The organism is Nocardia aurantiaca, assembly GCF_009708175.1.
Classification (GTDB): domain Bacteria; phylum Actinomycetota; class Actinomycetes; order Mycobacteriales; family Mycobacteriaceae; genus Nocardia; species Nocardia aurantiaca.
Map to the genome: position 1 here is coordinate 48,838 of NZ_WMBB01000004.1, position 20,554 is coordinate 69,391.

Consider the following 20,554-nt stretch of genomic DNA (forward strand, 5'->3'; position numbering starts at 1 on the left):
AGACCCCGTTCCTTCGTGCGCAGTCGATTCCGAGCCACGCTCTGCGCCAGGAACTTTGGATTCGCGATCCCACCCGAGCCCAGTTGCGGCCTCGACCGGACACACTACCCAGCCGCACCGACACCATCAGCGGACCGCATCGGTCAACCGACACCGGTTATGTTGAAAGCCAGCGGCTTTCGGGCTCAGGGGAACAGCTTGACGGGGTTCACGATGTCGGCGACCAGGGTGAGAATCATGTAGGCGCCGCCGATCACGACCACCACGTAGGTGGCTGGGAGGAGCTTGAGGTAGTCGACCGGCGCGCCGTCCGGCAAGCCCTTGCGGTTGCGGAAGAGGTTGCGGAGCTTCTCGTAGACGACTACGGCCATGTGGCCGCCGTCCAACGGAAGCAAGGGGAGGAGATTGAAGGCGCCGAGGAAGAAGTTGAGGCTGGCCAGGGTGAGAATGAACAGGGGCCACGCGCCGTGTTCGGCGGTTTCGCCGCCGATTTTCGAGGCGCCGTAGACGCTGACGGGGGTCTCCGGGTCGCGGGTGCCGCCGGTGACGGCGTGCCAGAGGTCCACGACCTTGGACGGCATCTGGGCCAGCGACTCGACGGTGCGTACCGCGATCTGGCCGGTGAAGGCTCCCGCGGCGGGGATGGCGGAGAGGATGTTGTGCTGGACCGGGGCGTAGTAGTCCTGGCCGACGCCGACCTTGGCGACCGTCTTCGGGGTGCCGTTCTTCTCCGCGTACACGGTGGCCAACTGCGGGGTGACCGGGATCTGGAGGGTCTGGCCGTCGCGGTCGACGGTGTAGGTGAAGGTGCCGGTCTGCTTCTCGGTCTCGGCGCGGAACTCGTTCCAGGTCTTGATCTTGGTGTCGTTGACGGCGGTCACCCGGTCACCGCGGCGCAGGCCCGCCAGCTGTGCCGGGCCGTCGCCGGTACAGGGCAGGTACGACAGGTCGGGGGCCTGGTTGGACACGCAGCTCATCTTGCCGAGCTGAGTGGCCGGCGGCTGGTCGAAGCGCGGCAGCCCCCAGGCCGCCGCGAGCAGCACGATGAGCAGATAGCCGATGAGGAAGTTCATCAGGATGCCACCGGACATGACCAGCAGCCGCTTCCAGGTCGTCTGCCGGTACATGGCCCGGTCGAGTTCCTCGGGTTCCAGCTCGTCGAGGGCGGTCATGCCCGCGATATCGCAGAAACCGCCCAGCGGCAGCGCCTTGAGACCGTACTCGGTCTCGCCGCGCCGCCATGAGAAGATCTTGGGTCCGAAACCGATGAAGTAGCGCCGCACCTTCATGCCGGTTGCCTGCGCGGTCCACATGTGGCCGCATTCGTGCAGGGCGACCGAGGCCGTGATCCCGAGGGCGAACAGTACGAAGCCGATCGCGTAGACCATCCGGTTCCGAGCCCTCCTGGTGTCAGCCGCGCACGATCGTGCGTGCGGTGTCGCGCGCCCACGTATCGGCCGCGAGCACCTCGTCCAAGCTACCGGGTTCGGCGCTCCAGCGGTCGGCGGACTCCACGACGCGCGCGACAGTGCGCACGATGTCGGGGAATCGGATGAGCCCGTCGAGGAAGGCCTGCACGGCGATCTCGTTGGCGGCGTTGTAGACCGCGGTCACGCAACCGCCGGCCATCCCGGCCTGCCGGGCCAGCTCGACGGCCGGGAAGACCTTGTTGTCGACCGGCTCGAAGGTCCAGGTCGAGGCGATGGAGAAGTCGCATGCGGCGGCCGCGCCGGGGACACGGTCCGGCCAGCCCAGGGCGAGCGCGATGGGCAGCTTCATGTCCGGCGGGCTGGCCTGGGCCAGGGTCGAGCCGTCGAAGAAGGTGACCATCGAATGCACGATGGACTGCGGGTGCACGGTGACGTCGATGCGGTCGTATCCGATGCCGAACAGCAGATGGGTCTCGATCAGTTCGAGGCCCTTGTTCACCAGCGACGCCGAGTTGAGCGTGTTCATCGGTCCCATGGACCAGGTCGGATGGGTCTTGGCCTCGGCCGGATTCACCGACTCCAGCATCTCGGTGGTCCAGCCGCGGAACGGTCCGCCCGAGGCGGTGAGCACCAGCTTGGCCACCTCCTCCGCGCGTCCGCCGCGCAGGCACTGGGCCAGCGCCGAATGCTCCGAGTCCACCGGCACGATCTGCCCGGGTTTGGCCGCCTTCGTCACCAGCGATCCGCCCGCCACCAGGGATTCCTTGTTGGCCAGGGCGAGCCGCCGTCCCGATTCCAGGGTGGCCAGGGTGGGTTCCAGCCCGAGCGAGCCGACCAGCGCGTTGAGCACCACGTCCGCGTCGGTGCGCCGCACCAGCTCGGTCGCCGCGCCCGGGCCCGACAGCGCCACACCCAATTTCGCGGCCGCCGCCTCATCGGCCACCGCCACGTTGGTGGTCCCGGTCGCCGCGATCTGTTGTGCCAGCAGTTCCGTATTACCGCCGCGCGCCGCCAGACCGACCACTTCGAAGCGGTCGGGGTTGGCGGCGATCACCTCCAGTGCCTGCGTACCAATCGAACCGGTGCTGCCCAGCAGCAGAACTCTCACAACGTCGGACACGCGCCCATTGTCCCCCGCCACGATCTCGGACCCGCCCCGCCCCGATGCCCGCTGGATCGGGTCTGCGCGACACGCCCGACCGTCTCCGGGGTTTCGAGGGCTGGCCCCCGAGAGCTACCAGAGTTGTCAAACCCCTGTTGGCTACGACAGTGGGTCGTATGTCACGATATTGGCCAGCAATCGATTCGAGCCGTAAAGGAGCCACAGTGGCCGCCACGGAACTGGAACCCGCGCACCCCTCTGAGGTTGTCACCAAGGTCGACACCGCCGAGGTTCCGTCCGCCGCGTGGGGCTGGAGCGGGGAGTCGCGCCGTACCGCTCGCACCGCCGGCTGGGTCGTCGTCGCGATCCTGCTGGCCATGCTGTTCGAGAACCAGCAGGGCAGCTCGTCGGGTACCGGCAATGTCGGCTACATCTTCCTGGTGCTGTTCGCGGTCGGCATCGCGTTCATCCTGATCCGCGACTCCATCCTGTCGCGCCGCCCGCGCTAGTTCGACACGAATTCCCTTGCCCCGCGGACATGTCCGTGGGGCGTTCGGGTCTTGTCGGCCCCTTCCGAGACACTCGCGACGTCAGAACGACGTAGCTGGAACCGGACAGATCCTCATCCTGTCGTCCGCCCCGCCGGCGCCGCCCGGGCTCAGTCCGCCGCCTGCGGCACCGCGACCGATCTGATCAATGCCGCCGATCGGCGAGTAGCTCAACGGCATCGACAACGACGGGCAGAAGGCGTCTGCCGCCGAGTTGCTCGGCATCGATCGTGCGCGGACAAGGCCCCCAATGCCGCCGTCGCGACAGCGCTGATCGATGACGATGTGACCGGCCTGACCGACGCCGTCGACTGGTTCAACACGTCCTGCTCGCAGCAAGAGCGGTAGTACCGCAAACAGATTCGGGCCGGACCGCCCCCAAGCGGTCCGGCCCGAATTCTGTTGTCACGCAATGCCTCCTGCACCGGCACCGCTACTCGCCGCGGGTGCGCGCCACTGCCGCGGCGAGGCCGGATCGTGGTGGTCCGGCCGTCCGCTGCGGCTCAGTTGGCGGCCGGGGCGGAGTCCGGTGCGTTCAGGCGGTTGAACAGGCCGATGCCGACCGCGATGGCGGCGGGCACGCCGACGCCGACCAGACCGGCGGCGGCGCCCAGCGGGATGCCGATCGCGGCGCCCGCGACACAGCCCGCAATGCCGGTCGGAACCGACATGACCACGACACCGGCGATGGCGCCGCCCGCGGCGCCGATGGCGCAACCGGCGACACCGCCGACCAGGGTGCCGATCAGGGTGCCCATGGAGCTGGCGATGCCGAACTGGTTGACCGCGGCACCGAAGGCGGCGTCCTGGTCGGCCTGGCTGGCGACGTCCTTGACGACAGGGGCGGGGAGGGCCGGGGCCGGGACGGCAGCGGCCGGGTCCATGTTCGGGGTGAAGGTGGCCGTGTTGCCGTCGATCTTGGCCGCGACCGGGTGGGCGACGTCACCGGTGATGAAGCTGAGCGGGAACTGGGTGACCAGGCCGCCGTTGCTGTCCCGGACCTGGAACTGGCCGTCCTGGGTGGTCAGCGAGCCCGCGTCGGTCTTCAGCACGACCGAAGCGCCCTCGATCTTGGTGTCCCAGTGGATGCCGGGAGCGGCGGGAGCCGCGGCGGCGGGATCGGCGTAGGCCGTGCCGGCGGAGACGCCGAGAGCCGCGATGGCGAGGGCCGAGGTGGCAGCAAACTTCTTGAAACGCATTACTTATCGTCGCTTTCTTGAACGGGCACTTCCCTCTTGGGAGCGAGGTCCTCATCGAGCACCCGGAACAGGATAAGTCAGCAAATGTTGCCTACTTGTTGCCAAACCGTAGCGAAAACACTTCCTAAAGTGCGTTTTGCGTAAAGATGGCGTTCGCTGACCTTTGAATATGTGATCCAGGCAATTAACAGCACACAAAGAGGTATGCCTCACACCGCCACGGAGCGGCGATCGAGCGGGCCTTCTTCGCGAACCGATGGCTACCTGTTCGCCGGATGGTTGATGTGCTGGACGAAACCGGTGCGATCGGCGTGCACGGTTCCCGCCGTGCCACCGAGGGCCGCGATGACCGGCGCCGATATGGCGGCGAGCTTGCTGAACTGCATTGATACCGGCTTTCTAGAGGCGCACTTCCCACTGCGGGGGGACGCTTCACGCGCCCTGGTCGAGTGTCCAGCAATTGGAAGCTGATAGGTAGCCAAGAAGGCGCATCGATAGCAGAGATCACCGACCACCGAGATTGGTGAGACGGCTCACCTGTGGCGCGGTCAGCGGCGGAAGCGGTGGCGCAACTGCGGGTCGTTCTCCCACCACAGGCCGGTGGACACCGGCTCTTCGTCCGCCTCCACCACCTGGGCCCCGGTGCGCGCGACCGTTTTCCGCTTCGCCCGAGCCTCCTCGACCGCATCGAGTTCGGCATCCATCTCACTGGCCCGGCGCTTCTCGTCCTCGGCGAAGGCGCGCATGACGACCAGCGAATAGATCAGGCCTAGGAAATCGCCGAGCAGCCAGAGGATGCCCGCACCGATGGTCTGGTCGAGGCGCGCGTCCGGACCCCAGGCGCGGCCGAGCGAACCGTAGTAGCCGGTGGCGATCAGCGGCCCCAGCCACAGCACGATGCCGAGAATGCCGTCGGCGAGGGACTCCGCGATGGTGATGAGCAGCGACAGGCCCTGCGTGAAGTGCTTGGGCACGGGATCGATCTGCAGGCGCGAGTAGAAGTACAGGAACCCGATGGCCACCACGATGATTCGCGTGACCGCGTCGACGCCCCCGTGCCGCAGCACCGCCTCGTACCAGGGCGACAGGAACAGCGCCCAGGGCAGCAGCAGGATCAGCATCGAGGCGGTGGCGGGATGGGTGAGCAGCCGCGCGACACCGCCGGAGAGCATGGCGTCCAGCCGTTTCCGCCCGGCCGGGCCCAGCGCCGCGCGCAGCACGGTGAACGGCGCTCCGGCCGCGAGCGCGAAAGGCACGACATACAGCAGCAGAAGCACCTGCAGCGCGCGCACCCAGAACAGCGTGCCGGAGTAGACCCCCACCATGCCGATGCCGGAGTACAACCACACCCCCAACCCGGCCGCGCCGAAGATGATGGCCCGGGTCACCGGGAGGTGCTCACCGCGTCGCCGGGCCTTCGCGAAGCAGACCGCGTACCCGAGTCCCAGCAGTGCGGTCACCAGCACAGTCGCGGTGTCCCAACGCCATGAGCTGACCACGCTGCTCAGCTGCAGAGGTGTTTCGATCTGTGCCACGGCACCAAGTATGCGCCGCGCCGCCGCGGGGGTCGGCACGGCTACCGGGAAAGGCGGCAGACCCTAGCGGGAGACCAAGCGGCGATAGGTCACCTTGTCGAATTCGCGCCCGTGCTCGTCGACCGCGACCACGTCCATCTCGCTGGAGAAGACGCCGGGCCGCACATCCACGCGAATGAACGAGTAGCGGCTGAACCGCACCCGCGACCACGCGGCGGCCTCCTTGCCCTCCTTGCCGTCGGAGCCCCACAGGGTGCTCTCCGGCACGAAGGTGTCAGGCTTCTCGTTGCCGCGGTAGGTGTCGCCGGCGGCGAAGGTTCCGTGCGCCGCGCCGCCACCGCCGACCACGTAATAGACGGTGCCGTCGGTGTCGGGGTAGACGATCGAGTTGTCGGGTGCGGCCTTGGTGGGCCGCCCGCCACGCATCGGGTCGGTGCGCTCGAAGTTGTGGTTGTGGCCCTGCAGCACCAGATCGACCTGGTGTCTGTCGAACAGGTCGGCCCAGGCCCCGCGCACGCCGCCGTCACTCGCTCCGCCGATGCCGGTGGCGTAGGCGCACTCGTGGAAGAAGCAGACGATGAAGTCGATGTTCGGGTCGGACCGGTAGGCGGCCAGGGTGGATTCCACCCAATTGTTCTGCGCGCCACCGGAATAGCCGAGGTTGGCGCGGACCTGCCAGCTCACCTCGTTGGCGTCCAGTGACAGCACCGCCACATTGCCGTAGGTGAAGGAGTACACCGACGGGCAGCCCGCGGGCCCGTTGTCGGGGAAGTCCATGCGGGCCATGAGGCCGCCATAACCGTGGTTGCCGTAGACGGCTTCCATGTCGTGGTTGCCGGTGGCGAACATCCACGGCACATGGCCCGCGCTGCTTTCGATGGCCTGCAGGTAGGTGTCCCACACGAACGGGTTGTAGGCGTCGATGTCGTCGGTGTCGGCCTTGCCGTTGGGCACGAACCAGTCCGGGCCGCCGCCGTGCGAGGTGTCGGCGTAGCAGATGTCGCCGGCCAGGATGTGGAATTCCGGGTTGCTGGCGACGATCTGGCGCTGGATGTTCTCGGCGTTGCGGGAGCCGGGGGCGTCGCCGTCGCCGTACTTGTTGCGGTAGGCCCCGGACGGCATGCCGGTGGGCAGGGTCGGGGTGTCGTCGACGCCCTGGTCGCCCATCATGGTGAAGCGGAACGGCAGCAGCGCCGCGCGCGAGCTCGGCATGGCGGTATTGGCCGAGAGCACATCGGTGGTGTAGCCGTCGGCGGTGCGCCAGCGGTAGAAGTGCGGCAGGCGCCCGGGCAGCCCGTCGACGGGTGCGTGCACGTAGAACTGTTCGGCCGACAACACTCCCCCATCGGTGCGCGGGAGATGGGTGACCAGGTTGCGGACCTCTGCTTCGAGGGTGCCGCCCAGGGCGGGGGTCGGGCCGTGGTCGAGAAAGACCTTGGTGGCGCTCGGATTCCGCGACAGTTGGGCGGAGAAGCGCAGCTGGCTCGCGGCATCGGTGCCGTAGCCGACACGGCGGCCGCCGACGGTCAGCGGGGCGTCGTCGGCGTAGGCGACGCCACGGCCGCCGAAGGCGGAACCGAGCCCGGCGGCTATGGCCGCGGCGGCGCTGCCCCGGAGGAAGTTGCGCCGGCTCACCCGATGCCGCTTCAGATACGAACGGTGCCATTCGTACTGCTCGTCCATTGTCATCTGCGCGGCGAGCTGTGCCGGAATGCCCGTGCGGGGCACCGTGCCGAGGGGGTTCAGCATCGAGAAAACCTTGTCACCATGAGTCCGTGTGCGAGGTCATCAAAACGCCGCAAGCTTACGGGCTCGCGACATGGCGGTGAACACAGGACAATTCGCGCGAATCAGCCGGGGAGTGCGATATTCGGGTCCGTGGAGCGGTACGGCTCGGCGTGCGGGCCGGTGGCGAAACCGCGCAGCACGGTGGCGATGGCGTGATCGACGGCCGCCTCGCGGTCGGGGGCCTCGGCATCGGCGAGCGGGCCGTCGACGATGAGCGAGGCCAGCCCGTGCACGACCGCCCACGCGGTGAACTCCGCGCCAGGGCGCTGACGCGCATCCATGAATCCCACCGCGACCAGGGCGTCGATGCCGACGCCGATGAGCTGGAAGATGGGCTCCTCGTACACGTCCTTGTGCATGTCGATATCGCTGGCGCAGAAGGCGGTCCGGAACAGGCCGCGCTCGCGGTCGGCGTATTCGATGTAGGCGCGCCCGGCGGTGGCCAGCCGGGCGATGGCGGTGGCGGCCGGATCCGCTTGGTCCGGAACGTTTTTCATCGAGCTGTCGAGCGCGTCGAAGAGGGCGTCGGCGGCGTGGTCGCAGACCGCGGCGAGCAGTTCCTCGTGGCCTTTGAAATGGCGGTAGGCGGCGGTGGCGGTGACGCCGACCGCGCGGGCGGCGGCGCGGACGGTGACGGCGGCGGGCCCGCCGATCTCGGCGAGTTGCGCGGAGGCGCGTACGAGGGCATTACGCAGGTCGCCGTGGTGGTAGGGACCTTCGCGAGCTGGTCGTCGCGCCGCATCGTCAGTGATGGCCACAACACCAACGTTGACACCTGTACAGATTCGGTGGCAAGTTAACACCCATAAAGTTCACGCATGTCAACATTCGCGTGCTCGCCTCCGAGAGGAATCACCCTTGAGCGCATTACTGGGGCGGATCGGCGATTTCGCCTTCCGACGCCGCGGCCTGGTCGTCTCGATCTGGGCCGTCCTGCTGATCGCCGTCCTCGGCGCCGCCGCGCTCGCGGGCGGCCGCCTCGACGACCGCTTCACGGTGCCGGGAGCCGAATCGCAGCGGGCCCTGGACACCCTGTCCGAGACCGCGCCCGACGCGGCCGGAGCCAACGCGCAACTGGTCTTCACCGCGCCCGAAGGCCATCTCATCACCGAAGCGACCTATCGCGCGGCCATCCAGCACACCCTCGAGGTGGCCGGGACCGTGCCGGGAGCGATCGGGGTGACGACGCCGCAGCAGGCGGGAGCCGTCTCTCCCGATCAGCGCACCGCCGTCGGGGTCGTGCACTTCGACGGTGATCGCTCCACGGTGAGCAAGGCCGCGCGCGAGGCGGTCGAGCGATCAGGCGACTCGGCGCGCGCGGCCGGGCTGGATGTGTCGGTCGGCGGATCCGCGTACGGGGCCGGGGAGATGCATCCGGGCCTCACCGAGGTCATCGGGCTAGCGGTGGCGGTGCTGGTATTGCTGATCACCTTCGGCTCTCTACTGGCGGCCGGAATGCCGCTTCTGTCGGCGGTTTTCGGTATCGCCGTCACCGTGGGCGGGCTGTCGGCGTCATCCACCCTGGTACCGGTGTCGTCGACCGCGCTGACGCTCGCGCTCATGCTGGGCCTGGCGGTCGGGATCGACTACGCGCTGTTCATCCTGTCCCGGCACCGGTCGCAGCTGGCGGCCGGGCTGACGCCGCGGGAATCGGCGCGCCGGGCCAATGAAACCGCGGGCAGCGCAGTCGTTTTCGCGGGCACGACGGTGATCATCGCGCTGGCGGCGCTGAGCGTGATCGGCATTCCCTTCCTGACCGTGATGGGCCTGGCCGCCTCGGGCGCGGTGCTGGTCGCGGTGGCCGTGGCGCTCACACTGCTGCCCGCGCTGACCGGATTCGCCGGCACCCGGCTGAAGCCGCGGGAGGGCACGCGCGCTCACCGGCGGACCACCGCCACCGGATCCGACAGCGTGGGCGCGCGCTGGGCGCGACTGGTCACCGCGCGCCCGCTCGCCACCGTCGTGGCCGTGGCCGGGGCGCTGATCCTGCTGGCACTGCCCGCGGCCTCGCTGCGAATGGCCCTGCCCGACAACGGTTCCGCGGCCACGGCAACGGGTCAGCGGCAGGCATACGACACCATTGCCGAGAAGTTCGGTCCCGGCCTCAACGGCCCGCTGGTGGTGGTCGTGGACGCGGCGAACGGCGACGCGCAGGCCGCCGCCATGGTCGCCGACTCGGTGCGCAAGCTGCCCGACGTGGCCTATGTCGCGCCGCCGCGGGCGACGCAGCGGGCGGGCCAGTCGCTGATCATGGTGATTCCGGCCGGCGCGCCGGAATCACAGCAGACCGCCGATCTCGTGCACGCCATTCGCGACCGGGCACCTGGTGTCGCGCCAGGGTCCGAGGTGGTCGTCACCGGCGACACCGCCGTCACCATCGATGTCTCGCAACGGCTTTCCGCCTCGCTGCTACCGTTCCTCGGCATCGTGGTCGGTCTGAGTCTGGTGCTGCTGGTCGTGGTGTTCCGGTCGATCGCGGTGCCGGTGAAGGCGGCGCTGAGCTTCCTGCTGTCGGTCGCGGCGGCACTGGGCACGACGGTGGCGGTATTCCAATGGGGTTGGGCCGCCGACCTGTTCGGTGTCTCGAGGGTCGGGCCAGTGGTGAGCGTGCTGCCGATCATCCTGGTTGGCGTGTTGTTCGGGCTGGCCATGGACTACCAGGTGTTCCTGGTGTCCGGAATTCGCGAAGAGTGGCTGCGCCACCGTGACGCCGCGGCATCGATCGTGGAGGGCGCCCGCCACAATGCCCGGGTGGTGACGGCGGCGGCCACCATCATGGTGGTCGTCTTCGCCTCCTTCGTCTTCACCGATGACGCCCTGGTCAAGCCGATCGCGTTCGCCCTGGCGGTGGGTGTGCTGGTGGACGCCTTCGCGGTGCGGCTGACGCTGGTCCCGGCGGTGCTGGCGCTGCTCGGCCGGCGCGCCTGGTTGCTGCCGCACCGTCTGGATCGGGTGCTGCCGAAGCTGAATATCGAAGGGCCGCAGCAGTACAGCGCACCGGTGCCGCGGCGCGAGCACGCTTCGGTCTGAGCCGCGGACGCCCGAAATCGAGTGGACTCAATCGGTTTCGGGCGTCATCAGTCCCTCGTGGGTTGCCTCGTACTCGGCTTCGAAGGCGCGTTCGCGGCGGCTTTCGCGCAACTTCCACACGATCAGAGCGAGGACCACGACGGCGGCGACACCGATGGCCAGGTCTCGGCCGACGGTCTTGGCCGCCGCCTCGTAGGACTGCCCGGCCACGAAGCCCAGCACCACGAACGTTGTGCCCCAGACGATTCCACCGGCCGCGTTGAAAATCAGGAAGCGCCCGTAGGGCATGCGGGAGGTGCCGGCCAGCGCCGGCATCATGGCCCGGAAGAAGGCGGTGAACCGGCCCAGGAACACCGCCCAGCCGCCCCGACGAGCCAGGTAGTCCTGGGCGCCGTCGAGACGGCCGCGATGCCGATCCAGCATCGAGGTCTGCAGCAGACGCGGGCCCACGTGCTTGCCGACCTCGTAACCCACGCTGTCACCGACGATGGCGGCGGCCACCACCAGCAGGATCATCAACCACAGCAGGACGTGTCCCTGGCTGGCGGCCACGCCGCCGAGCACCGCCGCTGTCTCACCGGGGATGACGAAGCCGACGAAGATCGCGTCCTCGGCGAACACCAGCACGGTGACGACCAGGTACACCCAGACCGGGGCGATATCCAATATCCGGTGCAGCAGCGAGTTCATGTTCGCCACGGTACTCACGGCGCTCGCACGGGATCGTGTTCCGGTCGCCGTCGCAGCAACCCCCACAGGCCCAAAGCACAGCCCACCGCGAGGGCGGTCGCGGTCCAGCCGGGGATGAAGGACGTGAAATCGGAGATGGTGCAGGACTTTCCGAGCTCGCTCTGCGGGCAGTGGCCGCGCCGGGTGTAGCCGCGCACCGCGAGCACCGGTGAGGGCACGTAGATGAGGGCGATGCCGAGGACCCGGGTGGAGCCGTGGCGCGGGGCGACCGCGCCGAAGCAGTATCCGGCCAGCAGTGCGAGCAGCACCTGCCCGAGGCCGATGAGGACACCGGGGTGCCCGGGGGCCACCGCGAGCACCGTGTAGACGGACAGCCCGATGACGCCGACCGCGGCGGTCCGCACACCGGGCCAGCGAATGCCCGCCAGCAACCCGAGGGCGATCAGCACCATGAACCCCGGAATCGACCATCCCGGAATGCTCGTCGCGAGGATCGCGCTGCCCGCCCCCGCGAGCGCGACCGCCAGCAGCACCTGGGCGCCGTCGCGGCCGGGCAGCATGAGAGCGACCAGGATGGCGGCTATCGCCGTGGCGGCGATCGTCACCGCGATGGCCGGCAGATTGTCGCCGTGGCGGGCCAGCACCCGCGAGCCGAGCAGGCTCACCCCGATCATGAGCGCACCCGCGATGATCGGGAGGATGGGCAGCTGAATCGAATGCGGTTCCGCCGGTTGGGCGCCGGGCTCCCGCAGGAACCGGAGCCCGATGACGAGCAGCGCCAGCGCGATGAGCCAGAGCGGCGGCGTGTCGAGGCCGGGCCAGTTCTGCGGGAAGTGCTGTTCGACCACCTTGGGGTGCGCTTCCGGAAGAGTTTCCTCGGCGACCACGCCGCAGATCGCGCCCAGCAGCCATGCCGGGGTGGCCCACGAATACCGGGATTCGACACGGCTGCGCGACAGCGCCCCCGCCCCCGAACCGCCGAGAATGAGCCCGCCGGCAATGGAATCCAGGAAGTTCAGGGTCGCGAGCGAAGTGCCGAGCACGGCGTGCCGCCCCAGCAGGTGGTTGACGAACAGCAGCACTGCCCCGCCCAGCGCCACGCCCCACCGCAGGCTCTGCCCGCCCAACGCGCTGGACAGCACCGCGGTCGCCACCGCGATCAGCGCGCCGGCGCCGATGGCCTGCGGCAGGCTGAAGACGAGCAGGTCCAGGCGTAGCACCGAACTGCGTGAGGTCCAGGCGAAGTCGATGGGCACCATGAGCGACAGCCCGGCTATGAGGGCCGCCAAGAAGGCAGTGCCCGCCTCCGCGGCCTCCCGGCTCCGCGGGACCCTCATCGGGGCCCGGGCAACCGCGACCCGTCCCGCCGTTGACCAGCACTCATGGCGCCAGACTAGCAATCGAAGAGCTATCGATCGAGCAGATATGCGGCCCGGCTCCCCCGCCTGCGATTCGCTCACTCCGGGCCGGTGAGCATGACCTGTGCGTATTTGCGGAAGGCGGCCACCAGGCGGCTGCGGTCCTCGGCGCGGCTGACCACCACGACATGGCTGGGCGCGACGCCAGCGAGCGGGATGGCGGTGAGGTCGGGGCGCAGCCGTACGCCGATCTCACCACCCGGAACGATGGCCACCGCCTCCCCGGCCGCGATGAGCTCCAGCTTGTCCTCCATGACCGCCACCAGGGGGCGTCCGGCGCGGGACGGCCATCCGGGCGAGGATCGATGCGCCAGAAGGCATTCCACTCCGGATCCGACAGCCGCGGCAGCGGTTCGTCGGCGATGTCGTCGAGGGTCACGGACTCCTTGCCCGCCAAGCGGTGATCGAGCGGGACCAGCACGGCCCGGGGCTCGTCGTAGAGAACCGTCACGCGCAGCCGGTCGGTGGGAAACGGCAACCGGGTGACCGCGCTGTTCCTGGCCGCGCGGGAGTCCGCGCCCGCCGGGTCGCGCCTGCACGCGGTCGGCGGCGAAGGCGTCCCCTTCCGCGCCATCGCCGAGGTCATCGGCAAGCACCTGGACCTGCCGCTGCTGAGCCTGTCCCCGGAGGAGGCCGAGGGGCACTTCGAATGGCTGGCCCACTTCGCCGCATCCGACCTCCCGGCCTCCAGCACACTGACCGGTGAGCGATTCAACTGGCAGCCGAGGCTGCCGGGTCTGCTCGCCGATCTCGACGCCGGCCACTCGTAATCCGGCCTAGCTCAGCCGGTTTCGCCGATCACGATTCGCCGTGCCGGCTGCCGCCGCTGGCGGCCCAGCCGCGAATCCCGCACGACACCGGGATTCGGGGATCGATCCCCGAGCACACGCCGGCGAACCCGCCCGAGCAAGTGACGGAACGAGCCGTTATGCCTCCGCCGCGAGTTGGCCACAGGCCGCGGCAATCTCCTGACCTCGGGTGTCTCGTACCGTGCACGGCACACCCTGCGCCTGCACCCGCCGAACGAACTCCCGCTCAACAGGTTTCGGACTCGCGTCCCACTCGCTACCCGGCGTCGGATTCAACGGGATCAGATTCACGTGCACCCGCGAACCCAACGCCTGATGCAGCTTCTTACCGAGCAGGTCCGCTCGCCACGGCTGATCGTTGATATCGCGGATCAACGCATACTCCACCGACACCCGCCGACCGGTCTTGTCCGCGTAATACCGTGCGGCATCGAGAACCTCGGCCACCGGCCAACGATTGTTCACCGGCACCAATGTATCCCGCAGCTCGTCATCCGGAGTATGCAGCGACACAGCCAAAGTCACCGACAAGCCCGTGTCGGCGAGCTTGCGAATCGCCGGCGCCAAACCCACGGTCGACACCACCACATTCCGCTGCGAAATCCCGAACCCGTCCGGTGAAGGCGACGTAATCCGTTGCACCGCAGCCAAAACCCGCTTCATGTTCGCCAGCGGCTCGCCCATGCCCATGAACACGATATTGGAGAGACGACCGGGGCCGCCCGCCACCTCACCGTCGCGCAGGGCGGCCGCGGCCGCGCGGACCTGGTCGACGATCTCGGCGGTGGACAGGTTGCGGTTGAGACCGCCCTGGCCGGTGGCGCAGAACGGGCAGGCCATGCCGCAGCCCGCCTGGCTGGAGATGCACAGGGTGTTGCGGTCGGCGTAGCGCATGAGCACGCTCTCGAGCAGGGTGCCGTCGCCGGCGCGCCAGAGCGTCTTGCGGGTGGTGCCGTCGTCGCAGACGACGTGACGGACCTCGGTGAGCAGCGGCGGGAACAGCGCCTCGGCGACCTTGCCACGCATGGCCTCCGGCAAGTCGGTCATTTTGCCCGGGTCGGCGACCAGGCGGCCGTAATACTGGCGGGCGATCTGATCGGCGCGGAACTTGGGAAGGCCGAGCTCCTCGACCACCGCCTTGCGCTCCCGCGAATCGAGGTCGGCGAGATGGCGCGGGGGCATACCGCGACGAGGGGCGTCGAAAACGAGGGGCAAGGGGGTAGTCATAACCCTTCCAGTGTTCCATCCGAAACGCGCGTTCGGGGCCGCGGGGTGCGATGCGCCCGTCACATACGATCTGGCTATGACAACCGCCGGATCAGGCTCCGGGGCCGAACCGACCCCGGGCCAGAACAATCCACCCCCCAGAAATCCGCCCCCGAGCCTCACCAACCGGCCCCCGAGCAGCCAGCCCCCGAGTCACGGCGCTCCGAAGCAGCCGGGAGAGGGCGTCCCCAAGACCCGAGCCGGCTATGCGTGGGTCGGCCTGGTCATTGCCGCAGTTCTCGGCATTCTGGTCCTGGTCTTCATCCTGCAGAACCTCGAGCAGGTCAGCATGAATGTCTTGGCCTGGGAATGGAATCTGCCCAAGGGCATCCTGGTGCTGCTGTCGGTGATCGCGGGCGCCCTGTTCACCGCCCTCGTCGGCAGCACCCGCATCGTGCAATTGCGCCGGGCCGCCAAGAAGACCCAGTAGGCCACTGGCAAGCCCGGCAGCCTCAGAGCAGCGCGGTCAGCACCAACCAGGCCACGAAGGCCGAGGGCAGCATGGAGTCGAGCCGGTCCATGATTCCGCCGTGGCCGGGCAGCAGCGTGCCCATGTCCTTGATACCCAGCTCCCGCTTGACCTGCGATTCGATCAGGTCGCCGCTGGTCGCCACCAGCACCAGGCCCACGCCCAGCAGCACGCCGATCATGGAATTCGCCTGTAGCAGCAGGGTCACCGTGAGCAGGCCGCCGATCACACAGAACACCAATGATCCGCCGAAGCCCTCCCAGGACTTCTTCGGGCTGATGTGCGGCACCATCGGATGCTTGCCGAACAGCACCCCGGCCACATACCCGCCCACGTCGGAGCAGACCACCAGGATCATGAAGGACAGCACACGCAGGTTGCCTTTGTCCTCCTGCAGCATGAGCACCGCGAACGACGCCAGCAGCGGAATCCAGGCCAGTACGAAGACCGCGATCGCGGTGTCACGCAAGTAGTTTCGCGGCGTCGCTCGCAGGCCGTGGTCGAACAACCGCCACACCATGATGGTCAGCACGGTCGCGCCGAACGCGCCCAGCACCCCCTGCGGCCCCGACGGCCAGGCCAGCCACACCACCGCCTGCCCGCCGACCAGCAGCGGAATCCGCGGCACCAGCACATCGGCCTCGCGCAAGCGCTTGGCCACCTCCCAGGTGGCCACCGCGACCGCCACCGCGATCACGCCGACGAGTACCTTGGGCGCCCACAGCAGAATCGCGATGAGGGACAACCCCAGCCCGAATCCGACCGCCAGCGCCGCCGGCAGATTGCGGCCCGCCTTCGACGCGGGCGCTTTCGGCTGCCCGTCCGGCGCGGCTCCATCGTCCGCGCCAGGTAGGGCCCCGCTGGCCATGTCCGATGCCGCCGAATCCGCGCCCTCACCGCCGGCCGGTGCGGTGGCTTCCTCCGGCACCTCGCCGGTGGCGGCGTTCTTCTCGGCCACGATTGTCCCGTCGCTCACTTCTCGTCCGTTCGTCCCTACCCCCGGCCGGCGTCGGCCGTCCTAGACCTCGAGCAGCTCAGTTTCCTTGTGCTTCACCAGTTCGTCGACGTGCGCGACGTACTTCTGCGTGGTCTTGTCGAGTTCCTTCTCGGCACGGCCGACCTCGTCCTCGCCGGCCTCACCGTCCTTCTGGATGCGGCCCAGTTCGTCCATGGCCTTGCGACGCACATTGCGGATGGCGATCTTGGCGTCTTCGCCCTTGGACTTGGCCTGCTTCACCATTTCCCGACGACGCTCCTCGGTGAGCTGCGGGACGGTGACTCGAATGATGTCACCATTGTTGGTCGGATTCACGCCGAGGTCCGAGTTGCGGATGGCGGTCTCGATCGGCTGCAGCTGGGCCTGCTCGTACGGCTTGATGACCAGCATGCGCGGCTCGGGCACGGTGATGGAGGCCATCTGCGTGATCGGCGTCGGCGAACCGTAGTAGTCGACGACCACCCGCGAGAACATGCTCGGATTCGCGCGCCCGGTCCGAATGGAGCCGAGGTCGTCCTTGACTACCGAGACGGCCTTCTCCATCTTTTCCTCGGCGTCGAAGAGCGCTTCTTCAATCACGGCGATTCCTCCACTGCGTCATCGTTCTTGTCTCGGTCATGACCGGACCAGCGTGCCGATCTTCTCACCGGCGACCGCGCGGGCGATATTTCCCTTGGTCAACAGATTGAACACCAGCATGGGCATCTGGTTGTCCATACACAGGCTGAAGGCGGTGGCATCGGCGACCTTCAGGCCGCGCTCCAGCGCTTCCTTGTGGGTGATCTCGGTGAACATGGTGGCGTTGGGGTCCTCCCGCGGATCCGCGGTATAGACGCCGTCCACAGCCTTGGCCATGAGCACCACCTCGGCGCCGATCTCCAGGGCGCGCTGTGCGGCCGTGGTGTCGGTCGAGAAGTACGGCATGCCCATGCCCGCGCCGAAGATCACGACGCGGCCCTTCTCCAGGTGCCGCTTGGCGCGCAGCGGCAGATACGGTTCGGCGACCTGCCCCATGGTGATGGCGGTCTGCACCCGGGTGTCGATGCCCTGCTTCTGCAGGAAGTCCTGCAGCGCAAGGGAATTCATGACGGTGCCGAGCATGCCCATGTAGTCCGAGCGGGCCCGCTCCATACCGCGCTCCTCGAGCTCGGCGCCACGGAAGAAGTTGCCGCCGCCGATCACGACCGCCACCTGGACACCGTTCTCGACGACCTCGGCGATCTGCTCCGCGACCATCTGCACCACATCGGGATCGAGACCCACGCGGCCACCGCCGAACATCTCGCCACCCAGCTTGAGGAGCACTCGGCGGTAGCCCTCGCGATCGGGGGCGGTATCCGGGTCCGTCATCGGTCTCCTTGTCTCGCGGTCGAGCGTGCGCAGGCACATGAAAAGACCATCCCGGCCGATGAATTGCACGGGACGGCAATAAAGCTTCATCTATCCTGCCTCACGACCGGTGACGAGCGTGACCCGACCCTCGATTCAGCCTGCCGATTCGCGACATTTACCCGATTTGTTCAGCCGCCAGGACCGCGGCGATTCGCCCGGCGGCGACCGGCGTGGCGGGAGCCTGCACCGCCATCAGCAGGTTCGGGTACTCGACCGGACGCAATTGGAATACTTCGAGTTCGATCGGTCCGGCCCTCGGATGGCGCACGGTAATGGTGGCGGGCCGGAATCGGCGCACCGGATACTCCGACCACCAGCTGCGGAATTCCGGGCTCACAACGGACAATTCCGACACCAGCGCGGCCAGTCGGGGATCGTCGGGCCGACAGCCCACGGCATCGCGCACTTGACCGACCACCGCCCGCGCCGCACGCTCCAATGGGCCATGCGCACGCGATTCGCGTTCTCGGTGAACATCATCCAGAGCAGATTGCGGCGTTCCGGCGGCAGAGCGAGGGGATCGTCGCGGACCAGCACATAGGCCCGATTCCAGACCAGATAGTCGAATCCGGCGCCGTACGCGCTGGCCGGACTGAGCATGACGGCGTCCACCAGGTGCTGCAGCCGAGACCGGTCGACCTCGGGCTCGGCGTCCTCCGGCTCCGCGAGACCGGCCAGAAACCGCAGGTGACGAAGTTGATCGGGGTCCAGCCGAAGGGTGCGGGCCAGGGCGTCGATGACCTGCCGGCCCGGCCGCCAACTCCCGCCCCTGCTCCAGCCACGAAGGCCCCTCGCGCATCGGAATCCGATGGGCGAGGGGCCTTTTCGAACATGTCAGGCGATTACGCCTGGCCGACCTCGAAGCGAGCGAAGCGGGTGATGGTGACACCGGCCTCGTCCAGCTGCTGCTTGACGGTCTTCTTGGAGTCGGTGACCGACGGCTGCTCCAGCAGAACGACGTCCTTGTAGAAGCCGTTCACGCGACCCTCGACGATCTTCGGCAGGGCGGCCTCCGGCTTGCCCTCCTCCTTGGCGGTGGCCTCGGCGATCTCGCGCTCCTTGGCGACGAGCTCGGCCGGGACGTCCTCGCGGGTGAGGTACTTGGCCTTGAGGGCCGCGACCTGCATACCGGCGGCGCGAGCGGCGTCGGCGTCGCCGCCCTCGTACTCGACCAGCACGCCGACGGCCGGCGGCAGGTCGGTCGCACGCTTGTGCAGGTAGACGGTGGTGGTGCCGTCGAACACGGCCACGCGGCGCAGCTCGAGCTTCTCGCCGATCTTGGCGGCCAGTTCCTGCAGCACCTGATCGGCGGTCTTGCCGTCGACCTCGACGGCCTTCAGGGCGTCCAGGTCGGCCGGGCGGGCCTTGGCGGCGGCGGCGACGATGGCGCTCGCGACGTCCTGGAACTCCTGGTTCTTGGCCACGAAGTCGGTCTCGGAGTTGATCTCGACCAGGATGCCGTCCTGCGCGGCGACCAGGCCCTCGGCGGTGGCGCGCTCAGCGCGCTTGCCGACATCCTTGGCACCCTTGATACGCAGGAACTCGACGGCCTTGTCGAAGTCGCCGTTGTTCTCCTCGAGCGCCTTCTTGCAGTCCATCATGCCGGAGCCGGTGAGCTCGCGGAGCCGCTTCACATCGGCGGCGGTGTAGTTCGCCATCTCGGGCGAGCCTCCCTTTGTGAGTGAAAGTCTGTGGGGGTCACACCTTGCCGACCGTCATCGAACGAGAACGGTCGGCAAGGTGAACAGATGCCTCGCGGCTGGAAATCAGAAGTCGGCCGGGGTCTTGGTGGCCGGCTCTTCCTTCAGCTCGGCCTCGGCCGCGGTCTCCACGGTGGCCTCGGCGGCCGGCGCGTCGGCGGCGGGGGCGGCCTGAGCCAGCAGTTCCTGCTCCCACTCGGCGAGGGGCTCGCCCGCGCCGGCCTCCGGCTTCGACTCGCCACCGGCACGCGAGGCACGAGCCTGCACACCCTCGGCGACGGCGGAGGCGACGACCTTGGTCAGCAGCGCGGCCGAACGGATCGCGTCGTCGTTGCCCGGGATCGGGTAGTCGACCAGGTCCGGATCGCAGTTGGTGTCCAGGATCGCGATGACCGGGATGTTCAGCTTGCGAGCCTCACCGACGGCGATGTGCTCCTTGTTGGTGTCGACAACCCAGATGGCCGAGGGAACCTTGGCCATGTCCCGGATGCCGCCGAGGGTGCGCTCCAGCTTGTTCTTCTCACGCGTCAGCATGAGGATTTCCTTCTTGGTGCGACCCTCGAAACCGCCGGTCTGCTCCATCGACTCCAGCTCCTTGAGGCGCTGCAGCCGCTTGTGGACGGTCGAGAAGTTGGTGAGCATGCCGCCCAGCCAGCGCTGGTTCACATAGGGCATGCCGACGCGAGTCGCCTCAGCGGCGATCGACTCCTGGGCCTGCTTCTTGGTGCCGACGAAGAGGACGGTGCCGCCGTGGGCAACGGTCTCCTTGACGAACTCGTAGGCCTTGTCGATGTAGGTCAGCGTCTGCTGCAGATCGATGATGTAGATGCCGTTGCGGTCGGTGAAGATGAATCGCTTCATCTTCGGGTTCCACCGACGGGTCTGGTGACCGAAGTGCGCGCCGCTGTCGAGCAGCTGCTTCATTGTTACGACAGCCATGGCTCCGTAACTTCCTCTCGTTGCTGGTTGACACAGGAATCGGCGATCCCTGCCCTGGCGCCCACGGCCACCGGAACCCTCCGAGAACGAATCAGGGGGGACCAGCCGGCGACACTCACTGTGGACGCGCGAAGTCGGCTCGCGTTAACGCAAACCGCTAGGCCAGTTTACGCAGCGGTTCCGTCAGATCGAAATCGGGCCATGGGACCACCGATAACCGGGTACGGAACCGCAGGTGAGGG

General features: G+C 68.2%; 20 protein-coding genes and 2 pseudogenes. 4 read left to right on the forward strand and 18 right to left on the reverse strand.

All coding sequences use genetic code 11. The features are described from left to right. Window positions 1-185: 185 nt before the first annotated feature. Both GLP40_RS08955 and dxr read right to left on the reverse strand, forming a co-directional pair. Window positions 186-1,388: a M50 family metallopeptidase gene (locus GLP40_RS08955; RefSeq protein ID WP_154787418.1), complete on the reverse strand. Its 1,203-nt coding sequence runs from the start codon at window positions 1,386-1,388 to the stop codon at window positions 186-188. A 22-nt stretch (window positions 1,389-1,410) separates the two neighbouring features. Continuing rightward, window positions 1,411-2,550, reverse strand: a complete 1,140-nt coding sequence (dxr, locus tag GLP40_RS08960; protein WP_328289902.1) for a 1-deoxy-D-xylulose-5-phosphate reductoisomerase — start codon at window positions 2,548-2,550, stop codon at window positions 1,411-1,413. Between the two features lie 206 nt (window positions 2,551-2,756). Between dxr and GLP40_RS08965 the strand changes: the two genes are divergently transcribed. Then, window positions 2,757-3,041: a DUF2631 domain-containing protein gene (locus tag GLP40_RS08965; protein WP_328289903.1), complete on the forward strand. Its 285-nt coding sequence runs from the start codon at window positions 2,757-2,759 to the stop codon at window positions 3,039-3,041. A gap of 542 nt (window positions 3,042-3,583) precedes the next feature. Here the strand turns inward: GLP40_RS08965 and GLP40_RS08970 are convergent. The 5 genes from GLP40_RS08970 to GLP40_RS08985 form a co-directional block, all read right to left on the reverse strand. Further along, window positions 3,584-4,279, reverse strand: coding sequence for a hypothetical protein (locus GLP40_RS08970; protein WP_154787420.1), 696 nt, complete (start codon window positions 4,277-4,279; stop codon window positions 3,584-3,586). A 260-nt stretch (window positions 4,280-4,539) separates the two neighbouring features. Then, on the reverse strand, window positions 4,540-4,665 hold the full coding sequence (locus tag GLP40_RS34390; protein ID WP_268867089.1) for a hypothetical protein: 126 nt from the start codon (window positions 4,663-4,665) through the stop codon (window positions 4,540-4,542). Between the two features lie 162 nt (window positions 4,666-4,827). Then, a complete protein-coding gene (locus GLP40_RS08975; protein ID WP_328289904.1) occupies window positions 4,828-5,814 on the reverse strand; it encodes a cytochrome c oxidase assembly protein in 987 nt (328 codons plus the stop codon). A gap of 63 nt (window positions 5,815-5,877) precedes the next feature. After that, window positions 5,878-7,563, reverse strand: coding sequence for a metallophosphoesterase (locus GLP40_RS08980; RefSeq protein WP_154787422.1), 1,686 nt, complete (start codon window positions 7,561-7,563; stop codon window positions 5,878-5,880). 101 nt (window positions 7,564-7,664) lie between these two features. After that, window positions 7,665-8,360 carry a TetR/AcrR family transcriptional regulator gene (locus GLP40_RS08985; protein WP_328289905.1) on the reverse strand — a complete coding sequence of 232 codons (696 nt, stop codon included), beginning with the start codon at window positions 8,358-8,360 and terminating at the stop codon, window positions 7,665-7,667. Window positions 8,361-8,460: 100 nt separating this feature from the next. Between GLP40_RS08985 and GLP40_RS08990 the strand changes: the two genes are divergently transcribed. Then, window positions 8,461-10,632: an MMPL family transporter gene (locus GLP40_RS08990; RefSeq protein ID WP_154787423.1), complete on the forward strand. Its 2,172-nt coding sequence runs from the start codon at window positions 8,461-8,463 to the stop codon at window positions 10,630-10,632. A gap of 27 nt (window positions 10,633-10,659) precedes the next feature. On the opposite strand, the gene GLP40_RS08995 is transcribed toward GLP40_RS08990, so the two are convergent. The 4 genes and pseudogenes from GLP40_RS08995 to GLP40_RS34750 all read right to left on the reverse strand — a co-directional run. Next, window positions 10,660-11,322, reverse strand: a complete 663-nt coding sequence (locus tag GLP40_RS08995; RefSeq protein ID WP_154787424.1) for a DedA family protein — start codon at window positions 11,320-11,322, stop codon at window positions 10,660-10,662. Between the two features lie 14 nt (window positions 11,323-11,336). After that, window positions 11,337-12,659, reverse strand: coding sequence for a hypothetical protein (locus GLP40_RS09000; protein ID WP_154787425.1), 1,323 nt, complete (start codon window positions 12,657-12,659; stop codon window positions 11,337-11,339). 119 nt (window positions 12,660-12,778) lie between these two features. Then, window positions 12,779-12,994 carry a type 2 periplasmic-binding domain-containing protein gene (locus GLP40_RS33685; protein ID WP_230329476.1) on the reverse strand — a complete coding sequence of 72 codons (216 nt, stop codon included), beginning with the start codon at window positions 12,992-12,994 and terminating at the stop codon, window positions 12,779-12,781. Between the two features lie 116 nt (window positions 12,995-13,110). Then, window positions 13,111-13,191: pseudogene (locus tag GLP40_RS34750) on the reverse strand (hypothetical protein); the annotation flags it as partial. Between the two features lie 13 nt (window positions 13,192-13,204). Here GLP40_RS34750 and GLP40_RS34755 point away from each other — a divergent pair. Continuing rightward, the gene (locus tag GLP40_RS34755) at window positions 13,205-13,510 is read left to right on the forward strand and encodes a Rossmann-fold NAD(P)-binding domain-containing protein (RefSeq protein ID WP_328290001.1); all 306 of its coding nucleotides are present in this window, start codon (window positions 13,205-13,207) and stop codon (window positions 13,508-13,510) included. 156 nt (window positions 13,511-13,666) lie between these two features. Here the strand turns inward: GLP40_RS34755 and rlmN are convergent, their stop codons facing one another. Next, window positions 13,667-14,776: a 23S rRNA (adenine(2503)-C(2))-methyltransferase RlmN gene (gene rlmN, locus GLP40_RS09010; RefSeq protein WP_154787426.1), complete on the reverse strand. Its 1,110-nt coding sequence runs from the start codon at window positions 14,774-14,776 to the stop codon at window positions 13,667-13,669. A gap of 76 nt (window positions 14,777-14,852) precedes the next feature. On the opposite strand from rlmN, the gene GLP40_RS09015 reads away from it, so the two are divergent. Beyond that, window positions 14,853-15,245: a LapA family protein gene (locus GLP40_RS09015; RefSeq protein ID WP_154787427.1), complete on the forward strand. Its 393-nt coding sequence runs from the start codon at window positions 14,853-14,855 to the stop codon at window positions 15,243-15,245. A gap of 22 nt (window positions 15,246-15,267) precedes the next feature. On the opposite strand, the gene GLP40_RS09020 is transcribed toward GLP40_RS09015, so the two are convergent. The 6 genes and pseudogenes from GLP40_RS09020 to rpsB form a co-directional block, all read right to left on the reverse strand. Beyond that, window positions 15,268-16,152: a phosphatidate cytidylyltransferase gene (locus GLP40_RS09020; RefSeq protein WP_154787729.1), complete on the reverse strand. Its 885-nt coding sequence runs from the start codon at window positions 16,150-16,152 to the stop codon at window positions 15,268-15,270. Window positions 16,153-16,302: 150 nt separating this feature from the next. Continuing rightward, window positions 16,303-16,860: a ribosome recycling factor gene (frr, locus tag GLP40_RS09025; RefSeq protein WP_328289906.1), complete on the reverse strand. Its 558-nt coding sequence runs from the start codon at window positions 16,858-16,860 to the stop codon at window positions 16,303-16,305. A 36-nt stretch (window positions 16,861-16,896) separates the two neighbouring features. After that, the gene (gene pyrH, locus GLP40_RS09030) at window positions 16,897-17,631 is read right to left on the reverse strand and encodes a UMP kinase (protein WP_154787428.1); all 735 of its coding nucleotides are present in this window, start codon (window positions 17,629-17,631) and stop codon (window positions 16,897-16,899) included. A gap of 157 nt (window positions 17,632-17,788) precedes the next feature. Further along, window positions 17,789-18,273 (reverse strand): annotated as a pseudogene (locus GLP40_RS35030) (MmyB family transcriptional regulator). A gap of 242 nt (window positions 18,274-18,515) precedes the next feature. Continuing rightward, entirely contained in the window at window positions 18,516-19,331 is an 816-nt protein-coding gene (gene tsf / locus GLP40_RS09045) for a translation elongation factor Ts (protein ID WP_154787431.1), read from the reverse strand. A 108-nt stretch (window positions 19,332-19,439) separates the two neighbouring features. Next, window positions 19,440-20,312 carry a 30S ribosomal protein S2 gene (rpsB, locus tag GLP40_RS09050; RefSeq protein WP_154787432.1) on the reverse strand — a complete coding sequence of 291 codons (873 nt, stop codon included), beginning with the start codon at window positions 20,310-20,312 and terminating at the stop codon, window positions 19,440-19,442. Window positions 20,313-20,554: the final 242 nt, after the last annotated feature.